Source organism: Mesorhizobium sp. M7A.F.Ca.US.006.04.2.1 (genome assembly GCF_004022915.1).
Taxonomy (GTDB): Bacteria; Pseudomonadota; Alphaproteobacteria; order Rhizobiales; family Rhizobiaceae; genus Mesorhizobium; species Mesorhizobium ciceri.
Genome location: NZ_RZQA01000174.1, coordinates 1 through 8,887, shown reverse-complemented (window position 1 = coordinate 8,887; position 8,887 = coordinate 1). Strand labels below are relative to the sequence as shown.

Annotated in this window: 9 protein-coding genes and 1 pseudogene; 7 read left to right on the top strand and 3 right to left on the bottom strand. The window is 63.3% G+C overall.

All coding sequences use genetic code 11. The features are described from left to right. Positions 1-220 (top strand): annotated as a pseudogene (locus EN925_RS11995) (hypothetical protein); the annotation flags it as partial. 6 nt (positions 221-226) lie between these two features. Here the strand turns inward: EN925_RS11995 and EN925_RS11990 are convergent. Continuing rightward, positions 227-1,201 (bottom strand): WD40 repeat domain-containing protein, encoded by a 975-nt coding sequence (locus EN925_RS11990; RefSeq protein WP_127369176.1) that lies wholly within the window; start codon positions 1,199-1,201, stop codon positions 227-229. Between the two features lie 253 nt (positions 1,202-1,454). Beyond that, positions 1,455-2,510, bottom strand: coding sequence for a GTP-binding protein (locus EN925_RS11985; RefSeq protein ID WP_127369177.1), 1,056 nt, complete (start codon positions 2,508-2,510; stop codon positions 1,455-1,457). Between the two features lie 199 nt (positions 2,511-2,709). Here EN925_RS11985 and EN925_RS11980 point away from each other — a divergent pair, with 199 nt between their 5' ends. Then, a complete protein-coding gene (locus EN925_RS11980; RefSeq protein ID WP_127369178.1) occupies positions 2,710-3,456 on the top strand; it encodes an intradiol ring-cleavage dioxygenase in 747 nt (248 codons plus the stop codon). A 211-nt stretch (positions 3,457-3,667) separates the two neighbouring features. Continuing rightward, complete coding sequence (locus EN925_RS11975) at positions 3,668-4,138, top strand: MarR family winged helix-turn-helix transcriptional regulator (protein ID WP_127369179.1); 471 nt, start codon at positions 3,668-3,670, stop codon at positions 4,136-4,138. A gap of 24 nt (positions 4,139-4,162) precedes the next feature. Here EN925_RS11975 and EN925_RS11970 read toward each other — a convergent pair whose 3' ends face one another. Continuing rightward, entirely contained in the window at positions 4,163-5,032 is an 870-nt protein-coding gene (locus tag EN925_RS11970) for an AraC family transcriptional regulator (protein WP_127365919.1), read from the bottom strand. Positions 5,033-5,081: 49 nt separating this feature from the next. On the opposite strand from EN925_RS11970, the gene EN925_RS11965 reads away from it, so the two are divergent. The 4 genes from EN925_RS11965 (at position 5,082) to EN925_RS11950 (ending at position 8,652) form a co-directional block, all read left to right on the top strand. Then, entirely contained in the window at positions 5,082-5,489 is a 408-nt protein-coding gene (locus EN925_RS11965) for a DUF2000 family protein (RefSeq protein WP_024501919.1), read from the top strand. Between the two features lie 198 nt (positions 5,490-5,687). Further along, complete coding sequence (locus EN925_RS11960) at positions 5,688-6,572, top strand: DMT family transporter (protein WP_063173523.1); 885 nt, start codon at positions 5,688-5,690, stop codon at positions 6,570-6,572. 77 nt (positions 6,573-6,649) lie between these two features. Next, positions 6,650-7,672: a LacI family DNA-binding transcriptional regulator gene (locus EN925_RS11955; protein ID WP_127259551.1), complete on the top strand. Its 1,023-nt coding sequence runs from the start codon at positions 6,650-6,652 to the stop codon at positions 7,670-7,672. After that, positions 7,669-8,652, top strand: coding sequence for a 2-hydroxyacid dehydrogenase (locus EN925_RS11950; RefSeq protein WP_127369338.1), 984 nt, complete (start codon positions 7,669-7,671; stop codon positions 8,650-8,652). Before EN925_RS11955 ends, EN925_RS11950 begins: the two co-directional genes overlap by 4 nt. Positions 8,653-8,887: the final 235 nt, after the last annotated feature.

Sequence of the window (8,887 nt, the reverse complement as noted above, 5' to 3'; positions counted from 1 at the left end):
GTACTGGCTCGACGGCAAGGAATTGCGGCTGAACATCTATCGTGAGCACGAGGCCGCGCAAAAGATCAACTCGGTCGAACTGACGATCCTGACCAGGACCAGCGACGAAGGCGTCTACGACGGGAGCTATACGCTCTTCATCTACGACGCCGCGGCGGATACGGACCAGGACGGCAAACCGGTTGAAATCAGCGGCAAAGTGTCGTGCGGAGCGGAGTGAGCGGGGTCAGGCCGTGATGTCGATGACGCCGCAGTCGCCTGCCGCGCTGCCGAAGGCGACGCGGCGTTCTTCCTTGTCCCACATCATCGAGGTGATGGCGCCCTTGCCCGGCCGCCGCAACAGCACTTCCTTGGCGTCGGCAAAACGCACCGCCATCACCATGCCGTCATCATAGCCGACGGCGACGACATCCTGGCTCGGGTGACAGGCGACAGCCGTCACCATGGCGTTGCCGCGCGTGCCGAGTTCCAGCGGTGCCTTGCCCATCGGCCCGTCCTTGCCGGAAAACGGCCAGACGATCGCCGCCGGCGCGCCGGAACTCGCCAGCCACTTGCCCTTCACGCTCCACGACAGGCTTTTGACCTTGCCGGGATAGCCGGTCATGCGCATGTGCTTGCCGTCGGCGAGCTTCCAGCCGTGCAATGCGTTTTCTTGCATGGTGGTGACGAGGAAGGCGCCATCCGGCGAGAAGGTGATGCCGGTATGGGCGCCGGCCCATTCGAGTTCCACGGGCTTGCCCTCGGCGGCCGGGAAATGCAGCGTCGCGCCATTGTAGCGGGCGACGCCGAAGCGCATGCCCTTGGGCGAGAAGGCCAGCCCCTCCACCGAACGCGGATGGACGAATTCCCTGGTCTTGCCGTCGGCGAAGCGCACGAAGGCAGTCTTGCCTGAGGCATAGGCGATGGCGCCTTGCGACCCGGCGGCAACGCTGGTGATCCACTTCCTGGCCGCGCTTGCCAATTCCGTGGCCTCGCCGCCCGTTTTCACGGCAAACACCTTGCCGTCCTCGCCGCCGGTGATCAGCCGGTCATTGGCCGCATCATGGAAGGCGGCGAGCAGCCCGTCATTGGCCTGAACCGTCTTGTGGCCATGGTCGAGCCGATGGATGGCGCCGTCGGCCATCGCGAAATGCGGCACGTCGCCGAGAAAGACGGCGGCGATGCAATGGCCTTCGAGGTCTAGGGGGGCGACTGTGGGCATCAGGGAACCATTCCAATGAAGTTTGTTGCCATCCCCGGGAAGTCGCCAGCGCGGCCAGGTGTGGCGCCAACCTTCTCCCCTTGTGGGAGAAGGTGGATCGGCGCGCAGCGCCGAGACGGTTGAGGGGTGTTGGACGGATCGCCGTCGGTGCCCAGCTGGAGCACCCCTCATCCGACCGAGCTTCGCACGGCCACCTTCTCCCACAAGGGGAGAAGGACAGAAGGGGCAGCGCTAGCGTTATAAGGCTTGGAAATCAAGCCGCCTGGCAGGCGTCAAAACTCTTCTTCAGCCGCTCGGCGTCGAGTTCCCTGCCGATGAACACCAGCCGGCTCTCGTGCTTTTCGCCGTCTTTCCAGGCGCGCTGATGGTCGCCTTCGATGATCATGTGCACGCCCTGGATGACATAGCGCTCGTCGTCGCCCTTGAGCGCGATGATGCCTTTCAGCCGCAGGATGTTGGGGCCTTCCATCTGGGTGATCTTCTCGATCCAGGGGAAGAATTTCTTCGGATCCATCTCGCCGCCGCGCAGCGACACCGATTGCACCGTCACGTCATGAATGTCCGAAGCATGCGCGTGATGGTGGTGGTCGTGCCCGTCATGATCATGGTGGTGGTGATCGTGGCCGTCGTGGTCATGATGATCGTGATCGTCATGCGCCTCGAGGAAGTGCGGATCGTTTTCCAGTGCCCGGGACAGATCGAAAGCGCCGCGGTCGAGTACTTCGGTCAGGTCGACGCCGGCGCGGGTGGTACGATGGATCTTTGCCGCCGGATTGATGGCGCGGATCGTTGCCTCGACCTTGGCGACTTCTTCTGACGTGACGAGGTCGGTCTTGTTGAGCACGACGACGTCGGCGAAGGCGATCTGGTCCTCGGCTTCCCTGGAATCCTTGAGCCGCAACGGCAGGTGCTTGGCGTCGACCAGCGCCACCACCGCGTCAAGCCTGGTCTTGGAGCGCACATCGTCGTCCATGAAGAAGGTCTGCGCCACCGGCACCGGATCGGCGAGCCCGGTGGTCTCGACGACGATGGCGTCGAAGCGGCCGGGGCGGCGCATCAGGCCCTCGACGACACGGATCAGGTCGCCGCGCACCGTGCAGCAGACACAACCATTGTTCATCTCGTAGATTTCCTCGTCGGATTCCACGATCAGATCGTTGTCGATGCCGATTTCACCGAACTCGTTGACGATGACGGCGTAGCGCTTGCCGTGGTTTTCCGACAGGATGCGGTTGAGCAGCGTCGTCTTGCCGGCGCCGAGATAGCCGGTGAGAACGGTTACGGGGATTTGCGTCTGTGCGTCGCTCATGGCTTGCCTCGAAAGTGCTGGGCCGCGAAAGATCCGGCCCTCAAAAGGGATTGTCGGTTCCATATAGGATGTGTGCCGGGCTTTTGCACGGGGCAAACCGATGGGCCAAACCGGCTTGCTACAATACCGGATTTTGGCTGGCGAAAGCCGCTGTGATTGCCTAGCTCGGGATGCGGAAGATCAATTTGAGAGGCAAGATATGTCCGGCAAGCCATCCTCCTTCTCATTGAGCCGGCGCCAGGCGCTCGGGTTGATCGCGGTCACCGCCGGAGGTGGTGCCTTCCTGCCGGCCTCGGCAATGGCCGCTCAATCTTCGGCTGCCCAGGCTTCACCCTATGCCGGACTGGCCTTGTTCGAAAACGGCGCCGGTGTCTGCACCATTACGCCTGAAGTGACCGAGGGACCGTTCTATTTCGACCCGAAACTCGAACGTGCCGATGTCACCGAAGGCAAGAAAGGTATTGCCCTTGACGTCCGGCTGCAGGTTGTCGACGTGGACTGCCGCCCACTTGCCGGCGCCCGCGTCGATATCTGGCATTGCGACGCGCAGGGCGCCTATTCCGGCTATCCCGGACAGGGTGACGGCCGCGACGTCGACACATCGGGCCAGACCTTCCTGCGTGGTTGGCAGAAAACCGATGCAAGCGGCATCGTCTCCTTCGCCACGATCTATCCCGGCTGGTATCGCGGCCGCACCACCCACATCCATTTCAAGGTCTTCCCCGACGACAGGTCGGTGATGACCGGCCAGTTGTTCTTCCCCGACAGCCTCAGCGAGCAGATCTTCACCTCTGTCGCGCCCTACAATGACCGGCCCGGCAAGCGCGACACTTCAAACGCCGATGACGGCATCGCCAGGCGGGCAGGACCGCAATCGCAGGCTGCGCTGCGCGAGTTGGAGGATGCCTATCAGGCGCTGATGATCGTGGCGGTGAAGCCCGGCTGAGCGTTCCCTCACGCACCTTGTCAGCGGCGAAAACTCCGGTCACGAATTCGTTTGTCATCTAACTGAAATAAACATCTGGCATTAGCACGGCGGACACCACAATGCTTGCCGGCAAAGCTGTTTGAAGCGCCGGAATCTTTTTGATCGTCGATTGCCAACCGGCCGGCTGCCTCTATGCTGCCCGCACCGGTACGGCCGAAGAGGGAAGACCATGGCCAAGGCGGACAAGACTGCGACAATGAGCCGGCTGCATTCCGCGGCAAGGCTGGCAAGGACGGCGCTGGCTGCCCGGCTTCTGGCGCACGGCTTCTATGCCGGCCAGGACCAGATCATGCTGGCGCTCGACCGTGAGGACGGCCAGACGCCGGGCAATCTTGCCGGACGTCTCGGCGTGCGCCCGCCGACGATCACCAAGACCATCAACCGGCTGCAGGCCCAGGGTTTCCTGGAGAAGCGCACTTCTGAAGCCGATGCCCGCCAGGCCCACATCTTCCTCACCGATACAGGCCGCGACATCATCCACGCCATCGAGAAATCGGTGAAGAAGACCGAAAAGCAGGCGCTGAAGGGCCTCGACAAGAAGGACCAGAAGTCGCTGTTCAAACTGCTTGCCCGCATCGAGGCCAACCTCTCGAACGAGGAACTGGTGCTCATCGACGACGACGCCGAGTCGGACGACTGACCGGCGGATTGTCGCGGCAGGCGATCAAGCCGCCGCGGCAGAGCCCTGGATCAGCGACGACCAGCGTCCCGGTGTCATGCCGAACGCCTTCTTGAAGTGCCTGATGAAATGGCTCTGGTCGCTGAAGCCGGCTTCGACTGCGATCTGCGCCAACGGTTCGCCGGCGGCGATCATCCGCCGCGCACGCTGAAGCCGGCGCATCACCAGGAAGCGATGCGGACTGGTCGAGAACGCCGCGCGGAAATGCCGTGACAAGGCATAGCGGTCGAGCCCGGTTATCGCTTCCAGTTCGCCGGAGCGCACCGGCCGGGTCAGGTTTTCCGTGAGATAGTCGCGCGCCAGTGCAGCCGCCCGCCACGCCGTCCGGGTCATCGGCTTTGCCGGCTGGCCGCCATGCCGGGTCAGGCTTTGCATCAGTTGGACCAGGAAGTCGTCGACGAACAGGTCGTCGAGTTCCTGCTCCAGCGGCCCCAGCGCCGAAAGCAGCGTTGCGCAAAAGGCCGCGTCCGTCACCACGCCATCCCTCACAAAAGGCAGCGAAGCGCCGCCAAGGCAGTCGAGCATCAGCGACGGCTCCAAATAGAGCATTCGGTAGCGCAGGCCGTCCTCGGTGCCGGCGCCGCCGTCATGCAGTTCGTCGGGGTGTAGCACGATGATCTGGCCTGGAAGGCTGTGACGCGCAGCACCAAGATAGCGAAACGTCTGCACACCGTGCAGCGTTACCCCGATCGCATAGGTGTCGTGGCGATGCAGGTCGAACGCGCTGCCATGGAAGCGTGCCTCGATCCGCTCCATGCCTGCGGGATCGGGACCGGAGATAATACGGTTTTCCGCCGCATCGATGCACAAACGTCCAAGACCCTCGAAGGCCTGGCTGTCTAGATCGTGCGACATCGTCTCCGTAAGCCTCGCATTGGGGCACAAACCGAATGGCCAATGTCTCATGTTCGATACGAAATTTGCAATCGTGCTCAGGGAAGATCTGCCGGTCTGGCAGAAACTCAACGTCACGGCCTTCCTGACCAGCGGCATTGTCGCCCAGTTTCGCGACATCATCGGCGAACCCTATCGCGACCGCGCCGGCAATCTCTACAACCCGCTGTCGATCCAGCCGGTCATCGTTTTGTCCGCCGACCAGGCCACGCTGGGCACGATCCACCGGCGCACATTGGAGCGCGGCGTGACCACCTCGCTCTATGTCGAGGAGATGTTTTCGACCGGCTTTGACGCGGCCAACCGGGCCGTCTTCGCCGAATTTGCGCCTGAAGACGCCAAGGTGGTCGGGATCGCGCTTCGCGCCGACAAGAAGCTGGTCGATAAGATCACCAAGGGCGCCCGTATGCACCCGTAGCTTTCAAAGGCATCGACTAAGCCTGCCGCCGACACTTGTTGTGCCAGCCGGCTTTGGCGTGGCGACAGCCGACAATTGGCTTGCCGGGAGCCGGCAATTCCCGCAAAGGTGGGTCCAGCCCAGCTCCCACCCGGCCTGCAAGTGAGTGCTCCCCAAAGACATGTAGAAAGCGCGACGCCCCCGGTGGCGATCCTGTGCATGCTTTCCACTTACGTCTGCTTCACCTTCCTCGACACATCAAGCAAATACCTCGTCCTCGCCGGCATTTCCGTGCTGGTCGTTGCCTGGGTGCGCTTTGCCGTGCATGTCATCCTGGTCGGCACCCTGTTGCGCGGCTGGCGCCAACCCATGCGGTTTCGCCCGGTCAACCTGCCTGCGCATATCCTGCGCGGGGCTTTCCTGTTCGGATCGACCATATTCAATGTCCTGGCGCTCAAATCCCTGCAACTGGCCGAGACAACCTCGATCTATTTCTTTGGGCCGATGGTGATCACGGCGCTGGCCGGTCCGCTGCTTGGCGAGTGGGCGGGCTGGCGGCGCTGGCTGGCCATCCTGGCGGCCTTTGCCGGCGTCCTCATCATCACCCGACCGGGCGTCGGCGTGTTCGGCATCGGACATCTCTTCGCGCTCGGCTCGATGCTGTCGAACTGCTTCTACGTCATCATGACGCGCCGCATGTCGGCGACCGAGACATCGGAGAGCCTCATCCTGTTTTCGGCGCTGGCGCCGGCGCTGCTGCTGTTGCCCCTGCTGCCGTTTTCGTTTTCCCTGCCGCATGACGGCTGGCACTGGTTCGTGCTGCTGATGCTCGGCGTGTTCGGCGGCGTCGGTCACTGGCTGCTCGTCCAGGCCTACCGGCTGGCGACGACTACGGCTTTGGCGCCCTATCCCTATTCGCAGATGGTGTGGATGATCATTTCCGGATGGATCGTCTTCAAGCAGTTTCCCGACCGCTGGACGCTGGTCGGCGCCGCCATCATCGTCGCCAGCGGCCTCTACATCGTCCATCGCGAGCATAGGCTTCGGCTGCGGAGCCGCGCGGCCTCGGACGTCGAGGCCGAGGCGTTGGCAAAAAAACTTTGATTTGCCCCCGATCGGTGGCATAACGCCGCCTTTAAACAGTTTAGGTCTGGAAAGTCAGGTCCGGGGAGCACACGTCGCTGGCACAAAAAATCAAGCTTTCGACGATCGCGGATGCGCTCGGCGTGTCCACGGCCACGGTCTCGCTGGCGCTGCGCGACAGCCCTCTTGTTGCCGGGACCACCCGTGACCGCATCAAGGAACATGCCCGCGCCATCGGCTATATCTACAACCGACGCGCCGCCAGCCTGCGCACCTCGCGTTCCGGCATTGTCGGCGTCGTCGTGCACGACATCATGAACCCGTTCTTCGCCGAGATCCTGCGCTCGATCGAAAGCGAGCTCGACCGCAGCCGGCAAACCTTCATCCTGTCCAACCACTATGATCAGCTCGAAAAGCAGCGCACTTTCATCGATACGCTTTTGCAACTCGGCGCCGACGGCGTCATCATGTCGCCGGCGATCGGCACGCCGGCTTCCGACATCGTGATGGCCGAGGAGAACGGCCTGCCGGCTGTGCTGATCGCGCGCACCGTCGAGGGTGCCGACGTGCCGGTCTTTCGCGGCGACGACTCTTATGGAACAGGCCTCGCCACCAACCACCTGATCTCGCTCGGCCACAAGCGCATTGCCATGATCGGCGGCACCGACCAGACCTCGACCGGCCGTGACCGCTACCAAGGCTATGTCAACGCGATGGAGGCGGCCGGGCTGGAAGTCAGGCCGTCCTGGCGCATCGCCGGGCCGCGCACCAAGCAGGCCGGCTTCGAGGCCGCCGGACAGTTCCTGGCGCTGAAGGACAGACCGACGGCAGCCTGCTGCTGGAACGACCTCGTCGCCATCGGTCTGATGAACGGCATTGCCCGCGCCGGCCTGGTGCCGGGCGTCGACATCTCGGTCACCGGCTATGACGACCTCGAAGAGGCGGCGATCGCGACGCCGGCGCTGACCACAGTCTGGAACGGCCAGCGCGAGGTTGGCCGCCGCGCCGCCAGCGCGCTGCTCGACAAGCTCAACGGGCAGACGGTGCGACCCTCGCAGGAATTGATCAAGCCGGAACTGCATGTGCGTCAGTCGACCGGCAAGCCGGTGGAGCGTGCATGACCAAGGCCGAACAGTTGCAGACCGTCGCCATCCTGGTGCCGGGCGATTTCAACGACCACGCGGTCGACCGCATCAACCGCACGTTCAGGCGTGTCAGAATTGAACGCGCCGATCCGGCGCTCGTCACCGACGAGATGCGCAGTGATGTGCGCGGCGTCGCTTCGTTCGCCGGCATCAACGCGGCGATGATGGATGCATTGCCCAACCTCGAACTCATCGCTTCCTTCGGCGTCGGCTATGATTCGGTCGATGTCGGTCATGCGGCGGCGAAAAACATCATGGTCACCAACACGCCCGACGTGTTGACCGAGGAGGTCGCCGACACCACGATCGGGCTGTTGATCAACACCATCCGCGACCTGCCGCGCGCCGAGACCTGGCTGCGCGACGGCAGCTGGGTGCGCAAGGGCAACTATCCGCTGAGCCGGCTGACCTTGCGCGGGCGCAGTGTGGGTATTTTCGGCATGGGCCGCATCGGGCAGGCCATTGCCCGGCGTCTGGAAGCCTTTGGCTTGCCGGTCGCCTACCACAACCGGCGCCGTGTCGAAGGTCTTTCCTACCACTATCATGCGACCCTGAAAGGGCTTGCCGAAGCCGTGGATACGCTGATTTCGGTCGCGCCGGGGGGCGCCTCGACGGAGAAGGCGGTCAATGCCGAGATACTGTCGGCGCTTGGCGCCAACGGCGTCTTCGTCAACATCGGCCGTGGCAGCACGGTCGATGAGGCAGCGCTTGCGGCAGCCCTTGCCAACGGCACCATCGCCGCTGCCGGCCTCGATGTCTTTGCCGACGAACCGAACGTGCCCAAGGCGCTGCTCGACGCGCCCAACACCTCGCTGCTGCCGCATGTCGGCTCGGCCTCGGACCATACACGCCGCGCCATGGCGGATCTGTGCGTCGACAATCTGGTGTCCTGGTTCACCGAGCGCCGGCCGCTGACGCCGGTGCCCGAGACGGCGCATGTGAAGGCTAGAAACTGATCGGTGGCTGCCACATTTATTAACGTCAGCTTAACCCTTTGGAATCATTGTTCAACCTGTCCGTGTACGTGGATGAAGAATGATGAAAGCACTTTCCGCATTGATCGCTGCCGCAGCGCTGTTTGGTGGCATTCAGCTGTTTCATGGCGGCAGCCGGGAAAGCGTAGCCAACGAGGCCGCCCCGTCCAACAGCTACAGGCTGGTCGCCAATGGCGATGAGGCGGTCTGTGCAGTC